We start from the raw sequence: 17,337 nt of genomic DNA on the forward strand, positions 1-17,337 counted from the left end.
CACAAAAGGGAACGCAGCAGAGGCAAGAAGCGTAATCGCCGCCTGCGCAAGCACACTCATGACGGCCCGCCGAGCCGCGGCGTCCGCGGCGCCAGCATGTCCTCGGCCGAGATCGTGCGCGCCTCCGAAGGCAGCATGATCGGGATACCGTCGCGCACCGGATAGGCGAGCTTCGCCACGCGCGAGACCAGCTCGCTGCGCTCGGGGTCCCAGGTCAGCGGCCCCTTGGTCAGCGGGCAGGCCAGCAGCTCCAGCAGCTTCGGGTCGACCTCGGCCTTCCGCCCGTCACGTCCGTCAGCCATGAACCCGTCCCCGTACCGGCAACCTATTGTAGACTTGACCCAAATTCATCATCCTCGCGCGCCAGCGTTATTTCGGTGATGGCGATCAGCGTCTCGGCGCGCGTCTTCAGGTCCGGCGCTTCCAGCAGCGCCTGTTTCTCGGCCGGTCCATAAGGCGCCATCATCGACAGCGCGTTGACCAGCATGCCGTTTTCGGCGCGGCTGACGCTTTCCCAGTCGGCCTCGAGGTCGTTGGCCTGCAGATAGGCGCGAAACGCCTTGAGCAGCGCCGGCCGGTCGACCTCGGCGCCGGCCGGGTCTTCATCGAGGTCGGCCAAAAACGGCCTGATCTTGCACTGCCGGAACGGCGCCTTTGCCGCGAGCTCCTGCACGATGCGAAACCGGCATACGCCCTGCAGCGAGATCAGGTAGCGCCCGTCGCCGGTCTCGGCGAGCGAGATGATGCGCCCGGCGCAACCGACGCTGCACAGCTCGGGCTCGCCGTCATCGCGCAATGCGCCGTCAAGGCTGGGCTGGACCATGCCGATCAGCCGCGAGCCGGCCATCGCCAGGTCGATCATCTGCAGGTAACGCGGCTCGAAGACGTTGAGCGGCATGCGGCCGCCCGGCAGAAGCAGCGCCCCGGCAAGCGGGAACACCGGGATTGCCGCCGGCAGATCCTTGGCAAGCCGATAGAGTGCGTTACCGACGCGCACCGCGACCCTCCCAAAGCAACGCCGGCAAGCGCATCAAGCTGCAATCTCCTCTCGCACCGGCAAACTCGCCTCTATCGGCATCCGGCCCCGCCCTTATCTGGCGCTGACGTCCCGCTGCGCAAGCCTGCCGGCCACGACAGCCGGCAAAAAATTCACGGCAATTCCGCGAAAGTGCCTGGCGGTCAGGTTCGGCGACGTCGCCGTGGCCTCCCGTCCGGAATTGCGCAAAACCAAACTTTAAAGCGGTTCGGCGATTCTGTGAAACGCCGAACCGCTCTAGGAAAACAGCAGCGACGAGAGCTTGCGGCGTGCCGCGAGCGTCGCCTCGTCGGTCATTCCCCAGGCCTCGAACAGTTTCAACAGCTGCGCCCTGGCGCCGTCGTCGTTCCAGGTCCGGTCGGCCTTGACGATCGCCAGCAGGTTGTCGGCGGCCGCGTTGCGCTCGCCGCGCGCGTTCTGGATCATCGCCAGGTCGAAGCGCGCCTGATGGTCGGCCGGGTCGGCGGCGAGCCGGCGCTCGAACTCGGCCGGATTGCCGAGCGCGGCCGCTTCCGCGGCAAGCGTCATCTTGGCGCGCAGCGCCGCCAGCGCCGGCGCGTCCTTCTTGTCCTCGGGCGCCCGCGCCAGCACGGCTTCCGCGCCTTCCGCATCCCCGGCATCGAACAGGATCTCGCCCAGGCCCGCGACCGCCTCGATCGTCTCCGGCGCCTGCTCGAGGATCGCATCGTAGATGTCGGCAGCGGTCTGGACGTCGCCGGCCGTACGCGCCTCGGCCGCCGCGGCGAGTGCGTCCGCGATCTGCGGCGCGCCGCCGCCCTTGCCGCCGACCTTCTGGATGAACTGGGCGATCTGGCTTTCCGGAACAGCGCCCATGAAGCCGTCCACGGGCTGGCCGTCCTTGAAGGCGATGACGGCGGGGATAGACTGGATGCCGAGCTGGCCGGCGATCGAGGGATGATCGTCGATGTTCATCTTGACCAGCTTGACCTTGCCGCCGGCGTCCTTCACCGCCTTTTCGAGCTGCGGCGTCAGCTGCTTGCAGGGCCCGCACCATGGCGCCCAGAAGTCGACCAGCACCGGCTGGCGGCGCGATTCCTGGATGACGTCGGCGGCGAAGGTGGCGGTCGTGGTGTCCTTGATCAGGTCGGCCGCCGCCGGCGCGTCGCCGAGCGAAACCTTGGCGCGGTCGCCGCCGCCATATTGCACCGTCTGGGCGTACTGGCCGCCATTGCCGCCGAACGCGCCGCTATACGGATTGTCGTCACTCATATTCTCGCCCTTTCGGTCACGCTCTCGGGCGTCGGCGCCCGGCGCGTCATTGTCGGATTTCAAAACCGCCTTCCATGTGGCGATCAGCCCCTGAGTTTCAAGGTAGTGGGACTTTCAAGGTCATGAGACCTTCAGGATAACAGGATCGTGGCCGGTTGCCTCGACGAATCTGATCAGGTCGGCGGCGGCGATCGAGGTCGTCGCCTCATTGGTCAGCGGGTGGCCGTTGATGACGTCGTGGCTCATCAACGCCTGGTCGAGCACGATCTTGACCTTCCCTTCCGTGTCGTTGATCAGGCCGAAAACGGTGACCGCGCCGGGGATGACGCCGAGCAGCTCCATCAGCATTTCCGGCTTGCCGAAGGACACCCGGCTGGCGGCGCCGATCAGGTGGTGGATCTGTTTCAGGTCGACCACGGCGTCCTCGCCGACGGTGACGAGGAAATAATTGTCCTTCTTGTCCTTGAGGAACAGGTTCTTGGTGTGGCCGCCGGGAATCTCGCCGCGCAGGTCTTGCGAATCGGCGACCGTGAACAGCGGCGGGTGCCGCACCGTCGTGACGGCAATGCCGAGATCGGCAAGAAAGGCGTTGAGCTCGGCTTCGGTCTTCGGCATCGGTCCTCGCGCAATCAGAAAGGGGTCATGCCGTTTACGGCCAACGGCGCCCTCGGGGCAAGGCTGCCGCAGCGATTCCAGGCAAAGCGAACGGCGGCTTTGCCCGGGGACTCGCGCCCGGCCCGGTTTTGGCCCCGCTTCGATGCTTTCGAAGCGAACTTCGCGGCGTGAGGAATTCACTCCAAGAAGACCATCATTTCCCTGTTGCAATCGCCGCGCTCTTCGGCCATATAGGCCCGGCTTGCGGCCCAAGGCCGCGCGAGCGGGTGTAGCTCAGGGGTAGAGCACAACCTTGCCAAGGTTGGGGTCGAGCGTTCGAATCGCTTCACCCGCTCCAATTTCCTCAAGGAAGTTAAGCGCTATGAAAAAGGGCCGGATCGATCCGGCCCTTTCATTTTTGCCGCTGACATACGCTGTTGTACACTCATGGCTGCCGCTTGGCGGAGCCTTTCGCGGGATCATTTCGCGATTGCCCCTCGCACCGGAGATACGCTAACAACGGCAAGGCAGGCCTTGGCGGGGCGCTTGTCGCGTAATGCAGGCACGCTTGCCGCAGTATCTGGCCTGAACAGGCTCCATACCCATGACCTTTCCTCTCTCATCAACGGTTACTCGGCGCGCCGCGATTGTCGATCCGGTCACCACGGGAGCGTGCGCTGCGCGGGTGCCGCGTGTACCAGCCTGATTGCTCACAGGCCGATTTGGAGGCCCGCAACGGGCTGGCGGAGGCGCTCTCGCCTCTATTGCAGGGTTTTGTTCGGGCTCCCTCCGGATCCGGGCCTGCCGAAGCGATTCATGGCTTGTTCGCACGTTTCAAGCGCCGTTTCGCCGAGCCGGCGGGGCACTGGGCGCAGAATAACCTTGCGGCGCACCGGACCATGGTCGAGACCATTTTCTATCCTTTCGGCGGCCCGGACCTGCTGTTCCCCCTTCACCTTTTCCCGCAAGCTCGAGAATACATCCTGGTTGGCGCCGAACCATGCGGTCCCTGGCCGCTCGCGGAAAGACCGGACGACTTCGCGTTGGCCGGCATAGTGGACATCTTGCGGCACTATCTCGACTGCTCCTATTTCGTCACCAAGGACCTGCGATCGCAGCTGACGAGCAGCAGCATAGGGGGCGTCCTGCCGCTCCTGATCGCGCAGATCGCCCATGCCGGGCTGCCGCTGCACCGGATCGATCCCGTCGACGGAACGGGGATCCATATCCTGTTCGGTGACCGGGCGGCGCCAACCCGCCTCACCTATTTCCAGCAGGACCTTCGCGACGAACACTGGGCGCGCGAGAGCCCGCTCAGCCGTCACCTCGGGGCCACGCGCCGCTTGGCGACCTTTGTCAAGAGCGCGAGCTATCTCCTGCACGAACCGCCCTTCGAGCGGCTTCGCGGTCTTCTGCGGGAACGGACCGATGTCCTGGTGCAGGATCCAAGCGGCATCCCCTACCGCCTGTTGCGCGACTGGGGATGGCATATCGAGCTGCATGGACGCTTTGTCGCCGATATTCCGGTGTTCGCGAAGTATGATCAGTCGGAGCTGGCCGCGGCCTATGGCGACAGGGGCGACGGTCCGGTCCTGCCCTTCGGGATCGGCTATCTCAACGACGCCGCAAGGGCCGGCCTTATCGTCGCCGTGCCTCCTTGCCGCTTATAGGGGCCGGCATGCGGCTCCTGATGACCCAACGCGCGCTTGTCGACTTCCACGGGTCGGAGATGGTCACCGTCGAGGTCGCCCGCGAAATGGCCGAACGCGGCCACGAAATCACGGTTTTCAGTCCTCGTCTCGGCGGTGTCGCCAAACTGCTCTGGCCAAGCGGCGTGCGTGTGGTATCGCGCCTGGACGACGTGCCGTGGACCCCGGACCTGATCCACGCCCACCATCATCTGCCGGCCATGGCGGCCATGGCGCGCTTCGAAACAACGCCTGCCGTCTACTATTGTCACGGCGCCATACCATGGGTGGAGCAGCCGCCCATGCACCAGCGCATCCACTGCTACGTGATGATGTGCGAATGGATGGTGCGACGCGCCATCGCCGAGTTCGATCTCGATCCCGGGCGTGTTTCCTGCGTGCCGAACTTTGTCAACACGACGCGCTTCTCCGAGCTGCGCGCGCCGCCTCGGGAGATGCGCCGGGCGCTGCTCTTCCAGAGCAGTGGCCTGCCCGCGATCGAGCTTTCGCAACTGGAATCCGGTTGTGCCGCGCTCGGTCTCCAACTCGACAAGATCGGCGCGGCCTATGGCAACAGCCAACCCCGGCCGGAGATGCTGCTGCAGCAATATGATCTCGTCTTCGCAAGCGGCAAATCCGCGCTGGAAGCAATGGCGACCGGTTGCGCGGTGATGACGCTGGCGCCGACCCAGGCCGGTGGACTGGTGACCGTGGAGAACTTCGACCGCGGCTCCTTCTTGAATTTCGGACCCCGCTACTACAGCGGCGCGACGCCGATCAACGAGGCATGGCTGCGCCGGGAGCTTGCTCTCTATTCGCCGGAGGACGCGGCCCAGGTGACGGCAAAGGTGCGGCGCGAACGAACCCTCCAGATTGCGGTCGACGGGCTGGAAGGCCTTTATCGAAAAGCGCTGGAATCCGGTGCGCCGGAGCCGGCGGTGGGTCCGTTCGCGCCCTATCTCGAACGCCTGGCAAGCGAGGTTGACGCGATGTGGCTGGAGAGGGAAAGCTTGCCGGCGCTGCGCGGGCGCATCGCTTATCTGGAAAGGAAGCTCGCGCGGAGATGGCCGTCTCGTCTCAAAAAAATCATCAAATCCATCTCGCGCAAACGTGGGCATGAATAGGGCAGCGCGTCTTGGCGCCGCGCATGGCCCGAAAAACGTCCCCGCCTGAACCGATCGCCTGTGCGCCTTCCGTCACGGACTTCCCGCAAAATGGATCAAGCAGATGTAATCACGCGATATTTCTCCCGGGTAGTAGCATTCGCCACCCCGAAAATATCGGCAACCCATCAGACTTGGGTCGCATGCCGAAGGGACTGTAGAACCTCTTTTGCCGGGCGCCCGACAATTATATGTTGAGCGAAAGTGCCGGAATTGATCCGGCCGGGCAGTCTCGCGGGGAACCATTCCCGCAAGTCGTTACGTTGGGGCATAGCTAAACAAAACGGCCATGAGGTTCACAGCCTTACAGGATCCGTGCGGCCAATGGATGGTATACGATCTGCGGTCCGGTTGCCCGGCGCAGATGCCGGACATGGTGCTACTGGGTCTCACGCGCGAGCAAGCGGAGGAGTTCGCCAGCCAGGCGAATGAACTCCTCTCGACACCGCGGCCGGCGGTACTTTCCCGATATTCCAGCCTTTTATCGATACTTTACTGGCCTGCGCTGGAACAATCGGACTCTGTTTCAACTGCCATGCGTGTCGTGGGAGCGCGCCGCGGTTCCGGGGCAACCACGTGGGCCAAACAAAGACTTAGGCCGGTCAGCGATTCTGTGAACACCGAGCCCGCTTTAGCTACGCTGAAACAAGGCGCGTCAATGCGGTTCGCAGCGATGCGGGATCCATGCGACGACTGGCTTGTGTGTGATCTGGCCTTCGACATCCCGGCGGAGATGGTCGGCCGGCCGCTGATCGGCCTGACGCGCGGCGAAGCCGAGCAGCTTGCCGACCTCGCCAATGCCGGGCTTGGCGGACAGACTGCCAGTTCGCCGATCCCGTTCGCCAGCGTCGCCTGAAGACCCCGGCCCGCGCATTGGCGATTCAACGCCCGTTCACATCGGATAACGTTTGCGTTCCACCCTCGTTTCAACGCCGGGGCGGCTTCTATATGTCTGCTTTGGGCCGAGAAACGCCGGCGGTGAATGGCCAGCACCGCGACACGACGCGACAGGACGGCCCGTTTCGGAAAAAGCGGTTTTGCCGCTTCTTCCATCGCAGGGAGATGTCATCATGCGTTCTTTCATCCCAAAACTCATTGCGGCCGCCTCGATCTTCGCGGCCATGCCGCTTTCCAGCGCCTATGCCGTGCACCGCCACCATAGAGCCGCGGTCGACACGACAACCACGGCGTCAGTGCCGATGGATCCGGAGGCGAGAGCCGCAACGGAGCAGCTGCTTGGCGTCAAGCAAGGTATCCGCAACGCCAGGGAGCTCGGCAAGATCTCTGAAGGCAAGGCCCGCGAGCTGATGCAGCAGGCCGACAGCATCCAGCGCGGCGGATCGGCGATCGGGCAGATCAACGAGCTGGATCAGCGGCTTCAGGACGCCACCGGCCAGGGAACCTATATGGGCGACGGCTCGGACGGCGGCTATTATCCGAACGGCTGACGAACATGCGTTCTTCGCAAGGCGGCTGCCGGTGTGACCGGGCCTTCCCAGGCTTCACACCGGCGCGCTGCCGTACAATGCCGCTGCAGCGACAGCGCCGGCATCCGTCATACCAGGCTACGCTCTTTGGCGGTCTCGCTATCTGCGCCATGCGCAATCCCGTCGCCTGACGCGTCGCATAACGCTCTTTGGGCCGCCGGTCGTCCCGGCCCTCGCGAATCTGTGATGTGACGGAGGGGCCGGCCGGCCCGCTCGACTACGCCAGCCGCGCCCGCGTTGTCCTCGGCGTCGCCAAGAGCAGGCTTGTCTCGCTTCCCGTTATGCCAGGGATCAGCCTTATGCGCCGCAGCACGGCGTCGAAATCCGTCAGCGTGGCGGTGCCGAGCTCCACCACCAGGTCCCAGCGGCCGTTGGTGGTATGAATGGTCGAGACCTCGGCAAGGCCGCCGAGCGCCTTGACGACGCGGTCGGCGGCGTGGCCCTCGATCTCGATCGTCATCACGCCGCGTATCTTCTGGTCGACCGCGTCGGCGCGCAGCACCACCGTGTAGCCGATGATCTCACCGGACTTTTCCAGCCGCTCCATGCGCGACCTGACCGTGGCGCGTGACACGCCGAGATCGATGGCGAGGTCGGATACGCTGCGCCGCGCATCATGCCTCAGCAGCGTCACCAGCTTCTCGTCGAGAGCGTCCATTGCTTTCCATTTCGATCAAATCATTTGACCAATATGATAGATTGGTCTTCTCGAAATGCCAATTTTTGCTGTTCAAACCGCCAGCGGGCGATGGTTCACTCCTTCGATCAATCGCAAGGTGAGAAAAAATGCGCTGCAGGATCGTCGGCGCGCCGGTGCAGGACGGCGCGGGCAGGATGGGATGCGAAATGGGGCCGAGCGCGCTGCGCACGGCGGGGCTGGTCTCGGTGCTGGCCGAGCTCGGCCACGAGGTCGAGGACTGGGGCGCGGTCGAGAAGGCCGCGGCGCGGCCCGTGGTCCACGGCAACCTGGCGCTGAAGGCGCTGCCGGAGATCTCCGCCTGGACGGCGGCGATCGCCGAGACCGCCTACGCCGCTTCCAGGGACGCCATGCCGATCTTCCTCGGCGGCGACCATTCGATCTCCGCCGGCACCGTGTCCGGCGTGGCGCGCCGCGCAGCCGAGCGCGGCCGGCCGCTCTTCGTGCTGTGGCTCGACGCGCATCCCGATTTCCACACGCTCGACACCACCACCAGTGGCAATCTGCACGGCGTGCCGCTCGCCTATGCCAGCGGCCAGGCCGGCTTCAAAGGTTATTTCCCGGATCTGCCGCAAGCGGTCGACCCGGCCCGCATCTGCGCCATCGGCCTGCGCAGCGTCGACCCGGCCGAGCGCCGCGCGCTCACTGAAGCCGGCGTCACCGTGCATGACATGCGCGCCATCGACGAGCACGGCATCGCGCCCTTGCTGCGCGCCTTCCTGGCCCGTGTCGAGAAGGAGAACGGGCTCTTGCATGTCAGTCTCGACGTCGATTTCCTCGACCCTTCGATCGCGCCCGCCGTCGGCACCACGGTGCCCGGCGGCGCCACCTTCCGCGAGGCCCATCTGGTGATGGAGATGCTGTCCGACTCAGGCCTGGTTTCGAGCCTCGACCTGGTCGAATTGAACCCGTTCCTCGACGAGCGCGGCCGCACCGCGACCCTGATGGTCGACCTCACCGCCAGCCTGATGGGCCGCCGCATCATGGACCGCCCCACCCGCAGCCACTCCGGAAGCCTCTGACCATGACCCAGCCTTCACGCCTTGCCATCGTCCCCTTCGTCAGCGTCGACCGCATGATGAAGCTTGTGCTCGCCATCGGCGTCGAGCGCTTCCTGACCGAGCTCGCCGCCTATATCGAGGAGGATTTCCGCCGCTGGGAGCTGTTCGACAAGACCCCGCGCATCGCCTCGCACAGCCATGACGGCGTCATCGAGCTGATGCCGACCAGCGACGGCAAGATGTACGGCTTCAAATATGTCAACGGCCATCCGAAGAACATGCGCGAGGGCCGCCAGACGGTCACCGCCTTCGGCGTGCTCGCCGATGTCGGTTCCGGCTATCCGATGCTGCTCACCGAGATGACGATCCTGACGGCGCTGCGCACCGCCGCCACCTCCGCCGTCGCGGCCAAATACCTGGCGCCGAAGGGCAGCCAAGCCATGGCCATCATCGGCAACGGCGCCCAGTCGGAGTTCCAAGCCATCGCCTTCAAGGCGCTGCTCGGCATCGATAGGCTGCGGCTCTATGACATCGACCGCTCGGCTTCCGAAAAATGCGCCCGCAACCTCGCCGGCAAGGGTTTCGACATCACCATCTGCGCGACAGGACAGGATGCCGTGGAAGGCGTCGACATCATCACCACGGTGACCGCCGACAAGCAGTACGCCACAATCCTCACCGACAACATGGTCGGCTCCGGCGTCCACATCAACGCCGTCGGCGGCGACTGCCCCGGCAAGACCGAGCTGCACCGCGACATCCTGCTGCGCTCCGACATCTTCGTCGAGTTCCCGCCGCAGACCCGCATCGAGGGCGAGATCCAGCAGCTCGACGCCGATCATCCGGTGACCGAGCTGTGGCAAGTGATGACCGGCCAGGCCGAGGGCCGCAAATTGGCCAAGCAGATCACGCTGTTCGATTCCGTCGGCTTCGCCACGGAAGATTTTTCCGCGCTGCGCTACGTCCGCGACCAGCTCCAGGCCACCGGCCTCTACGAGGAGCTCGACCTGCTCGCCGACCCCGACGAGCCGCGCGACCTGTTCGGGATGCTGCTGAGGGCGGCCGTGCAGCCGGCGGCTTGAAGCCAATCGCATAGGGCGTCCCCCTCTCCGTCTTATGTAGCGCTGGTCGACCCCCACTCCGTCTCGGCTTCGCCGAGCCACCTCTCCGCCGATCGACGGGGTAGAGGAAGGCGCCAAGCTTCTTGCCGTCAACGCTCGTCCAGCAACGCTCCCTTCCTTTCCCTCCGGAGGGGGGAAAGGTGGCGCTGCGAAGCAGCGACGGATTGGGGGAACCACCTGGCAATCAAGCCTCCGCCTGATCAGTCACGCCAGTCACAGAAGGTGTGCATAGCAGTGGGGGTAGAGGTGGATCGGCGCGCAGCGCCGAGACGGAGCGGGGGCTGGCGCCGGCGTCGACAATCACAAACACTACCGCCGCGCCGCGCAGCTTTCCCTTTCGACCAGCGACGGCGCCAGCACCTCGCGGCGCGAGGGGGCGGCCGGATCGCCGAGCCGCTCCAGCAGTAGGCTCACCGCCCGCGTGCCGATCTTTTCGACCGGCTGCGCGATCGTCGTCAGGGGCGGCCAGGTGGTGACGGCATAGGGGATGTCGTCGAAGCCGACCATCGACATGTCGTCGGGAACCCGCAATCCGCGCGAGCGCAGCACCGTCAGCGCGCCCATCGCCATCAGATCGTTGCAGGCAAACAGCGCCGTGATGTCGGGCGCCTGCGCCATCAGCTGCTCCATCGCCAGCCGGCCGCCGGCGAAATGATAGTCGGAATCGACGATCGAGGACGGCGGCAGCCCGAGGCCTGCCTCCTCGAGCGCGCGGACAAAGCCGCGCAGGCGGGCCGGGCTGGAGCTCGAATCGCGCGGCCCGCCGATGACGCCGATCTTCCGGTGCCCGAGCCCGGCCAGGTATCTGCCGGCGAGATAGCCGCCATGGTCGTGGTCGACCAGCACCGAATCGACATTGACCGACTGGATCTCGCGGTCGAGCAGCACCGCCGGCACGCTGGGCAGGAGGCGGGCGAACACCCGCGCGTGGTCGGACGAGCCGGCGAAGATCAGCCCGTCGATCTGCTTGGCCATCAGCACCGAGAGATAGCGCTCCTCCTTCTCGGCATTGCCGTCGGAGTTGCACAGGATCACCGTGTAGCCGGAGACGAAGCCGGCATCCTCGATCTGCCGCGCGACGCTGGCGAAGAACGGATTGGAATTGTCCGGAAGCAGCAGGCCGATGGTCTTGGTCTCGCCGCGCCGCAGGCTCCGCGCCACCGAGTTCGGGCTGTAGCGCAGCGCCGCGATCGCGGCGCGCACGCGCTCTGCCGTCTCCGGCTCGACATGGCGGGTATGGTTCATCACATGCGAGACGGTAGCGACGGATACCCCCGCATGGCGCGCGACATCGGCGATCGTCGTCATGGCCCGTTCCCCTCAGCGGATCCTCCGCAACAGCCTCTCCCGGTACGCGTCTAGGATGACCGCGAGCACGATGACAAGGCCGATTACGATGGGTTTGAAATTGTCGCCGACGCCGAGCAGCTGCAATCCGGTGGAGAGCACCTGCAGGATGCAGGCGCCGACCAGCGTGCCGATGATCGAGCCCTTGCCGCCGCTGAGGCTGGTGCCGCCGATGATGACGGCGGCGATCGCGTTGAGCTCGTAGCCGACGCCGGCGATCGGACTGCCGATGTTGAGGCGCAGAAGATAGACCATGGCCGCGATGCCGGCGGTGAGCCCGCTGATGGTGAAGGCGGCGACCTTGTAGAAATCCGGGTTGTGGCCCGACAGCCGCACCGCCTCGTCATTGGTGCCGACGGCGAAGATCATGCGGCCGAAGACGGTGAAGCGCAGCACGAACCAGCCGGCCGCGATCACCAGCACCGCGACCAGGAAGATCGACGGCAGGAAGCCGCCGATGATCAAATTGCCGAAATCGACGAAACTCTGCGGCAGGCCGGTGATGGTGGAATTGTCGCTGACGACGCGGGCGGCGCCCGCGGCCATGTTGAGCATGCCGAGCGTGACGATGAAGGAAGGGATCTTCCAGCGCGTCGAGATCCAGCCATTGAGGAAGCCGCAGACGGCGCCCGTCGCCATGCAGGCGAGCAGCGCCAGCGTGATGGCGACGGCCGGCGACAGGCTTTCGTCGATCATCACGGTGGCGCCGACGACCGTGCACAGCGCCAGCACCGAGCCGACCGAAAGGTCGATGCCGCCGGTCAGGATGACGAAGGTCATGCCGGCCGCCAGCACCGTGTTGATGGCGATCTGCACGAAGATCTTCAGCGCATTGCCGGAGGTGGCGAAATAAGGCGCGGTCGCCGAGAAGAACAGCGTGATCAGCACCAGCGCCAGCAACACGCCTGCATCGCGCACCAGGAAGCGCAGGAACTTTGCCCTTGCGGGAGAAACCGGCGCCGCCATGGCTATCTCGGACGTCTCGCTCATGGTCGCACATACTCCTGATAGGCGAGCGACAGGATGCGCTCCTGGTCGAATTCGGAACGCGGCACCTCGCCGACGATCCTGTTCTTGGAAAAGACGATGATGCGGTGGCACATGCCCATCAGCTCGGGCAGGTCGGACGACACCATGATGATGCCCTTCTGCTGCGCCGCCAGCATCCACAGCAGCTGGTAGATCTCGCGCCGCGCGCCGATGTCGACGCCCCGCGTCGGCTCGTCGAGGATCAGCGTCGAGGTGCCGCGGAACAGCCACTTGGCCAGAACCACCTTCTGCTGGTTGCCGCCGGAAAGGTTGCGCACCGCCTGCTCGATCGAGCTCGCCTTGACGCGCAGCTGGCCGACCAAATCGTTTGCCGCCGCGCTCTCCGCCCGGCGGTTGAGCAGCCCGTTGCGCGAGACCTTGCCGAGATCGGTGATGGTGATGTTCTTGTCGACGGCCATGTCGAGCAGCAGGCCCTGGCCCTTGCGGTCCTCGGTGAGCAGGCTCAAGCCGTGCCGCACCGCGTCCTTGGGCGCGGCGATCGCCACCGGCTTGCCGTCGATCTCAACGACGCCGTCGAGCTTGGGATCGGCGCCGAACAAGGCGCGCATGGCCTCGGTACGGCCGCTGCCGACCAGGCCGGCGACGCCGAGAATCTCGCCGTGGCGCACGGCGAAGGAGATGTCCGGCGTCGCGGCGTCGCGCTTCAGATTGGCGACGCTGAGCGCGACCTTGCCCGGCACGATCGAGGCGTCGAAACTATATTCGTCGGCGATGTCGCGGCCGATCATCATGCGCACAAGGTCGGGCACGGTGAGGCCCTCGAGATCGCGGGTCGCGACCAGCCTGCCATTGCGCAACACCGTCACCCGGTTGCCGATCTCGAACACTTCGTGCAGCCGGTGCGAGATGTAGATGATGGTGACGCCCTTGGCCTTGAGCCGCTTGATGATGGAAAACAGCCGTTCGATCTCGGGCGGCGTCAGCGTCGCCGTCGGCTCGTCGAGCACCAGCAGCTTCGAGTCGTAGCTAAGCGCCTTGGCGATCTCGACCAGTTGCATCTGCGCGACGCCCAAGGCTTCGACGCGCGTGCGCGGATCGATGTCGAGGCCGACTTCCTTGAGCAGCGCCACCGCGCGGCTGTTGAGCGCCTTGCGGTCGACGATGCCGAAGGCGCGGCGCGGCAGGCTTTCCAGCATCAAATTCTCGGCGATGCTGAGATAGGGCAAAAGGTTCAGTTCCTGGTGCACGATGCGGATGCCGCTCTGCTGCGCGTCATGCGGCGTCTTCGGCTGGTAGGGCTGGCCGTTGAAGGCGATCTTGCCCGAGTCCGGCTGGTAGATGCCGGCCAGGAGCTTGATCAGCGTCGACTTGCCGGCGCCGTTCTCGCCCAGGATGATATGGGTTTCGCCACGCGCGATCGACAGCGACACATCGCTCAGCGCGACGGCGCCGGGAAAGATCTTTCCGACCCCTTCAAGGGAAAGAATCACGTCGTTCATGCGGCAATCCTGAACAGCGCTCTTCTACCGCAACGGCGGTACGAGCGCGCGGCCATCGTCGCCGGCAGGTGGCCGGCGACGATGACGAGACAAGCAGAACACCGGGGGAGTCCCGGCGGCGGCTCGCCTCAGGCGGTGATCAACTTGATGTCGGTCTTGACCCATCCGGAGAATTTCTCGCCGGCAAGCTCGCGCAGGCCGTAGTCGATGCCCATGGCGGCCATCTGCGCGCCATACTGCTCGACGGTGGCTAGCATCTTGCCGTCCTTCAGCAGCGGGCCGACGGCCGGGATGTTGTCGAAGCCGACGACCTTGATCTGGCCGGACTTACCGGCCGCGTCGATCGCCTTGACGACGCCGAGCGCCATCGAGTCGTTGGCCGCCATCACGCCCTGGATATCCGGATGCTGGGTGAGGAAGTTGGTCATCAGCGTGTTGGCTTCCTCGGTCTCCCAATGCGCGGTCTTGGAATCCAGCAGGTCGAGGCCGTTTTCCTTCACCGCGTCGTCGAAGCCGAGCTTGCGTTCCTTGGCGTTGTCGGCCTCGGGATTGCCTTCGAGGATGACGACCTTGCCGCCCTTGCCCAGCGCCTTGCCGAGCGCGTCGCCGGCGAGTTTGGCGCCGGCGCGGTTGTCCGGCCCGAAGAAGGCGAGGTCGATGCCGGCCTTCTTCTTGGCCTCGGTGTCGAGCGAGACGTCGATGTTGATCACCTTGATGCCGGCCTTCAGCGCCTTGGCGATCGGCGTGACCATGGCCTTCGAATCGGCCGGCGCCACGACGATGATGTTGTAGTTCTGGGTGATGAAGTTCTCGATCGCGTCGACCTGCGCGGCGAAGTCGCGCTCGTCCTTCATGCCGACGGCGGCGAAATCGAACTTGTCCTTGTTCTTGGCCGCGTAGTCCTCCGCGCCGGCCTGCATCTGCTTGAAGAACTCGTTGGCGAGCGACTTCATGACCAGGCCGACCTTCGGCTTGTCGGCAGCAAAAGCCGGGCCGAGCGGCAGAGCGAGCGCGCCTGCAGCCAAGGCGCTGGTCTTCAGGAACTGGCGGCGTGAGAACGGGCCAAGCCCATGCGTGTCCGAAATCTTGCTCATTAGTCTCCTCCACTTGATTGAGCCGTAATCGGTTACGTAACCGATTACGCGACAAAGTAGATTGTTATTTTATCAGATGTCAACGTCGAGGGTAAGGACGGGAGGAGCGCCGGCGCCGAAGCTGCCGATCTCCCACTTGCGGGGGAGATTACGCCATTTGCGGTTTTCGCCACCTCACCGCCACCCCAGCGCCGGCGCGACGTGCTTCAGGATCGACTCGATGACGTGGGCGTTGTAGTCGACGCCGAGCTGGTTGGGCACGGTGAGCAGCAGCGTGTCGGCCTCGGCGATCGCCTCGTCCGCCTTGAGCTGTTCCACCAGCTTGTCCGGCTCGTCGGCATAGGTGCGGCCGAACACGGCGCGCTTCTCCGGCTCGATATAGCCGAAATGGTCCTCGCCCTCGCTGCCGCCGAAATAGGCGCGGTCCATGTCGTTGACCAAGGCAAAAATGCTGCGGCTGACCGAGACGCGCGGCTCCCGCGTATGGCCGGCCTCCTTCCAGGCGGCGCGATAGGCTCTTATCTGCTTGGCCTGCTGGACATGCAGCGGCTCGCCGCTCTCGTCGAATTTCAGCGTCGAGCTTTGCAGGTTCATGCCGAGCTTGGCTGCCCATACCGCGGTGGCGTCGGTGGCCGCGCCCCACCAGATGCGGTCGCGCAGGCCCGCCGAGAAGGGTTCCAGCCTGAGCAGGCCGGGCGGGTTGGGGAACATCGGCCGCGGATTGGGCTGGGCAAAGCCTTCGCCGCGCAACAGATCGAGGAAGATCTCCGAATGCCGGCGCGCCATGTCGGCGTCGCTCTTGCCCTCTTCGGGCACATAGCCGAAATGGCGCCAGCCATCGATCACCTGCTCGGGCGAGCCGCGGCTTATGCCCAACTGCAGACGCCCGCCGGCGATGAGGTCGGCCGCGCCCGCGTCCTCGGCCATGTAGAGCGGGTTCTCGTAGCGCATGTCGATGACGGCGGTGCCGAGCTCGATACGGCGGGTCTTGGCGCCCGCCGCGGCAAGCAGCGGAAACGGCGAGGCGAGCTGCCGGGCAAAATGGTGGACGCGGTAATAGGCGCCGTCGGCGCCGAGCTCCTCGGCCGCGACCGCGAGGTCGATCGACTGCAGCAGCGCGTCGGCGCCCGAGCGCGTGCCCGATTGCGGCGAGGGCGACCAATGCCCGAACGACAGAAATCCGATCTTCTTCATGGTTCCATTCCTGCTGGAGCGGCTCATCGACCGCTCGAACTCCTTGTTGCTCCAGCAAATAGCCAAGGCAGTGCCGCGATACAACGGACACCGAACGGATACAGACCGTCAACGGGTAAGGCCCCCAGCGCGCCGATCGGTCCCGTGATCCACGGCTGGCGTTGTCACACGGATGTAATGAACATTTCGGAGTGTCGGTGCCGTAGCGATTGCTACAGAACCTCTTGGCGAATGGCCGACCATCATGACATCCGACGACCCCGAAGACAGGCCGAGCGCTTTCGACGATCGCGTCGAGGCAGCTTTCGAAACCCTGCCGCCGGCCGAGCAGCGCATGGCACGTTTCTTCGTCGGCCAGAAACAGGCGGTGCTGTTAGGATCGGCGGCCGAGATCGCCGCGCTTGCCGGCGCCAGCGACGCGACCGTGGTGCGCACCGCCCGCTCGCTCGGCTTCGAAAGCCTGTCGGCGCTGCGCCAGGTGCTGCTCGCGGACCTGACCGGCACGGCCTCTCCCGGCAGGCGGCTGGCCCGCACCTTGCAGGAGACCGGCGGCGACAGCGCCGCGGCGCTGCGCCATGTCGTCGGCCTCCATGAAAGCGCGCTTGAAGCGCTGAAGCTGCCCGGAATGGAAGCGGCCTTCGCCAACGCCGTCGATCTCCTGGCCGCCGCCCGTCGCCGCCACATCTTCGGCATCGGCCCCTCGGGCGCCATGGCCGAATACGCGGCCCTGCAATTCAACAGGATCGGCCTGCCGAGCAGCGCGCTTTCCGTGTCGGGCGTGGCGCTTGCCGACCGCCTGCTGTGGCTGGAAAGCGGCGATGCCGTGTTGATGATGGCCTACGCACCGCTTTACCGCGAGGTCGAGATCGTCCTCGACCAGGCCGGCCTGCATGACGTGCCGGTGGTGCTGATCAGCGACAATCTCGGGCCGCTCGTCTCCGACAAGGTGGCTGCGACGCTTCCGGTCCCGCGCGGCAAGGCCGACCACCTCGCCACCCATGGCGGCACCATGGTGCTCATCGAGGCAATGATCATCGCCCTGGCGGCGAAGGCCGGCGAGACCGCGTTCGACAGCCTGGACCGGTTGAGCGGCCTGCGCGGCGCGATCGACAAGGCATGGATAAAACGCGGGACGCGCAAGAAGTAAATGCCGCTGACATAAAAATGTCAGTTAAAGAGGTATACTATACAATTGG

General features: G+C 65.3%; 17 protein-coding genes and 1 tRNA gene. 8 read left to right on the top strand and 10 right to left on the bottom strand.

From position 1 onward, the window contains the following. Window positions 1-56 precede the first annotated feature (56 nt). The 4 genes from FJW07_RS18460 to FJW07_RS18475 form a co-directional block, all read right to left on the bottom strand. Entirely contained in the window at window positions 57-302 is a 246-nt protein-coding gene (locus FJW07_RS18460) for a Trm112 family protein (RefSeq protein WP_140647205.1), read from the bottom strand. A gap of 23 nt (window positions 303-325) precedes the next feature. Continuing rightward, complete coding sequence (locus FJW07_RS18465) at window positions 326-997, bottom strand: LON peptidase substrate-binding domain-containing protein (RefSeq protein ID WP_140783198.1); 672 nt, start codon at window positions 995-997, stop codon at window positions 326-328. A gap of 276 nt (window positions 998-1,273) precedes the next feature. Beyond that, window positions 1,274-2,266, bottom strand: coding sequence for a thioredoxin (gene trxA / locus FJW07_RS18470; protein ID WP_140783225.1), 993 nt, complete (start codon window positions 2,264-2,266; stop codon window positions 1,274-1,276). 120 nt (window positions 2,267-2,386) lie between these two features. Then, the gene (locus tag FJW07_RS18475) at window positions 2,387-2,881 is read right to left on the bottom strand and encodes a prolyl-tRNA synthetase associated domain-containing protein (protein ID WP_140858047.1); all 495 of its coding nucleotides are present in this window, start codon (window positions 2,879-2,881) and stop codon (window positions 2,387-2,389) included. A gap of 262 nt (window positions 2,882-3,143) precedes the next feature. On the opposite strand from FJW07_RS18475, the gene FJW07_RS18480 reads away from it, so the two are divergent. From FJW07_RS18480 to FJW07_RS18500, 5 genes are all read left to right on the top strand, one after another. Beyond that, window positions 3,144-3,218: transfer RNA gene (locus tag FJW07_RS18480), tRNA-Gly, on the top strand. Between the two features lie 334 nt (window positions 3,219-3,552). Beyond that, complete coding sequence (locus FJW07_RS18485) at window positions 3,553-4,530, top strand: hypothetical protein (RefSeq protein WP_140858049.1); 978 nt, start codon at window positions 3,553-3,555, stop codon at window positions 4,528-4,530. Window positions 4,531-4,538: 8 nt separating this feature from the next. Beyond that, entirely contained in the window at window positions 4,539-5,672 is a 1,134-nt protein-coding gene (locus FJW07_RS18490; RefSeq protein WP_140858051.1) for a glycosyltransferase family 4 protein, read from the top strand. Window positions 5,673-6,411: 739 nt separating this feature from the next. Continuing rightward, window positions 6,412-6,567 (top strand): hypothetical protein, encoded by a 156-nt coding sequence (locus tag FJW07_RS18495; protein ID WP_181182672.1) that lies wholly within the window; start codon window positions 6,412-6,414, stop codon window positions 6,565-6,567. A gap of 214 nt (window positions 6,568-6,781) precedes the next feature. After that, complete coding sequence (locus FJW07_RS18500; RefSeq protein WP_140659062.1) at window positions 6,782-7,159, top strand: hypothetical protein; 378 nt, start codon at window positions 6,782-6,784, stop codon at window positions 7,157-7,159. Window positions 7,160-7,415: 256 nt separating this feature from the next. On the opposite strand, the gene FJW07_RS18505 is transcribed toward FJW07_RS18500, so the two are convergent. Then, entirely contained in the window at window positions 7,416-7,856 is a 441-nt protein-coding gene (locus FJW07_RS18505) for an Lrp/AsnC family transcriptional regulator (protein WP_095769871.1), read from the bottom strand. A 128-nt stretch (window positions 7,857-7,984) separates the two neighbouring features. Here FJW07_RS18505 and rocF point away from each other — a divergent pair, with 128 nt between their 5' ends. Together rocF and FJW07_RS18515 are read left to right on the top strand one after the other, a co-directional pair. Continuing rightward, on the top strand, window positions 7,985-8,917 hold the full coding sequence (gene rocF, locus FJW07_RS18510) for an arginase (protein WP_140659063.1): 933 nt from the start codon (window positions 7,985-7,987) through the stop codon (window positions 8,915-8,917). Between the two features lie 2 nt (window positions 8,918-8,919). Further along, window positions 8,920-9,978, top strand: a complete 1,059-nt coding sequence (locus FJW07_RS18515) for an ornithine cyclodeaminase (protein ID WP_140858053.1) — start codon at window positions 8,920-8,922, stop codon at window positions 9,976-9,978. Between the two features lie 348 nt (window positions 9,979-10,326). Here the strand turns inward: FJW07_RS18515 and FJW07_RS18520 are convergent, their stop codons facing one another. The 5 genes from FJW07_RS18520 to FJW07_RS18540 all read right to left on the bottom strand — a co-directional run bounded on the left by FJW07_RS18520 (window position 10,327) and on the right by FJW07_RS18540 (window position 16,141). Further along, window positions 10,327-11,325 carry a substrate-binding domain-containing protein gene (locus FJW07_RS18520; protein WP_140858055.1) on the bottom strand — a complete coding sequence of 333 codons (999 nt, stop codon included), beginning with the start codon at window positions 11,323-11,325 and terminating at the stop codon, window positions 10,327-10,329. 12 nt (window positions 11,326-11,337) lie between these two features. Beyond that, window positions 11,338-12,330 (bottom strand): ABC transporter permease, encoded by a 993-nt coding sequence (locus tag FJW07_RS18525; protein ID WP_246680799.1) that lies wholly within the window; start codon window positions 12,328-12,330, stop codon window positions 11,338-11,340. 20 nt (window positions 12,331-12,350) lie between these two features. After that, a complete protein-coding gene (locus tag FJW07_RS18530) occupies window positions 12,351-13,853 on the bottom strand; it encodes a sugar ABC transporter ATP-binding protein (RefSeq protein WP_140858058.1) in 1,503 nt (500 codons plus the stop codon). A 128-nt stretch (window positions 13,854-13,981) separates the two neighbouring features. Continuing rightward, window positions 13,982-14,947: a sugar ABC transporter substrate-binding protein gene (locus FJW07_RS18535; RefSeq protein WP_140858060.1), complete on the bottom strand. Its 966-nt coding sequence runs from the start codon at window positions 14,945-14,947 to the stop codon at window positions 13,982-13,984. 174 nt (window positions 14,948-15,121) lie between these two features. Next, a complete protein-coding gene (locus FJW07_RS18540) occupies window positions 15,122-16,141 on the bottom strand; it encodes an LLM class flavin-dependent oxidoreductase (protein WP_140858063.1) in 1,020 nt (339 codons plus the stop codon). 244 nt (window positions 16,142-16,385) lie between these two features. Here FJW07_RS18540 and FJW07_RS18545 point away from each other — a divergent pair, with 244 nt between their 5' ends. Continuing rightward, on the top strand, window positions 16,386-17,288 hold the full coding sequence (locus FJW07_RS18545; protein WP_140858065.1) for a MurR/RpiR family transcriptional regulator: 903 nt from the start codon (window positions 16,386-16,388) through the stop codon (window positions 17,286-17,288). Window positions 17,289-17,337: the final 49 nt, after the last annotated feature.

The sequence above is a fragment of the Mesorhizobium sp. B3-1-9 genome (assembly GCF_006439595.1).
Taxonomy (GTDB): domain Bacteria; phylum Pseudomonadota; class Alphaproteobacteria; order Rhizobiales; family Rhizobiaceae; genus Mesorhizobium.

Excerpts from the sequence above, each read along its gene's own strand:
- FJW07_RS18460 (WP_140647205.1), bottom strand. The coding sequence starts at position 302 with ATGGCTGACGGACGTGACGGGCGGAAGGCCGAGGTCGACCCGAAGCTG.
- trxA (WP_140783225.1), bottom strand. The coding sequence starts at position 2,266 with ATGAGTGACGACAATCCGTATAGCGGCGCGTTCGGCGGCAATGGCGGC.
- FJW07_RS18475 (WP_140858047.1), bottom strand. The coding sequence starts at position 2,881 with ATGCCGAAGACCGAAGCCGAGCTCAACGCCTTTCTTGCCGATCTCGGC.
- FJW07_RS18490 (WP_140858051.1), top strand. The coding sequence starts at position 4,539 with ATGCGGCTCCTGATGACCCAACGCGCGCTTGTCGACTTCCACGGGTCG.
- FJW07_RS18500 (WP_140659062.1), top strand. The coding sequence starts at position 6,782 with ATGCGTTCTTTCATCCCAAAACTCATTGCGGCCGCCTCGATCTTCGCG.
- FJW07_RS18505 (WP_095769871.1), bottom strand. The coding sequence starts at position 7,856 with ATGGACGCTCTCGACGAGAAGCTGGTGACGCTGCTGAGGCATGATGCG.
- rocF (WP_140659063.1), top strand. The coding sequence starts at position 7,985 with ATGCGCTGCAGGATCGTCGGCGCGCCGGTGCAGGACGGCGCGGGCAGG.
- FJW07_RS18515 (WP_140858053.1), top strand. The coding sequence starts at position 8,920 with ATGACCCAGCCTTCACGCCTTGCCATCGTCCCCTTCGTCAGCGTCGAC.
- FJW07_RS18520 (WP_140858055.1), bottom strand. The coding sequence starts at position 11,325 with ATGACGACGATCGCCGATGTCGCGCGCCATGCGGGGGTATCCGTCGCT.
- FJW07_RS18525 (WP_246680799.1), bottom strand. The coding sequence starts at position 12,330 with ATGGCGGCGCCGGTTTCTCCCGCAAGGGCAAAGTTCCTGCGCTTCCTG.
- FJW07_RS18530 (WP_140858058.1), bottom strand. The coding sequence starts at position 13,853 with ATGAACGACGTGATTCTTTCCCTTGAAGGGGTCGGAAAGATCTTTCCC.
- FJW07_RS18535 (WP_140858060.1), bottom strand. The coding sequence starts at position 14,947 with ATGAGCAAGATTTCGGACACGCATGGGCTTGGCCCGTTCTCACGCCGC.
- FJW07_RS18540 (WP_140858063.1), bottom strand. The coding sequence starts at position 16,141 with ATGAAGAAGATCGGATTTCTGTCGTTCGGGCATTGGTCGCCCTCGCCG.
- FJW07_RS18545 (WP_140858065.1), top strand. The coding sequence starts at position 16,386 with ATGACATCCGACGACCCCGAAGACAGGCCGAGCGCTTTCGACGATCGC.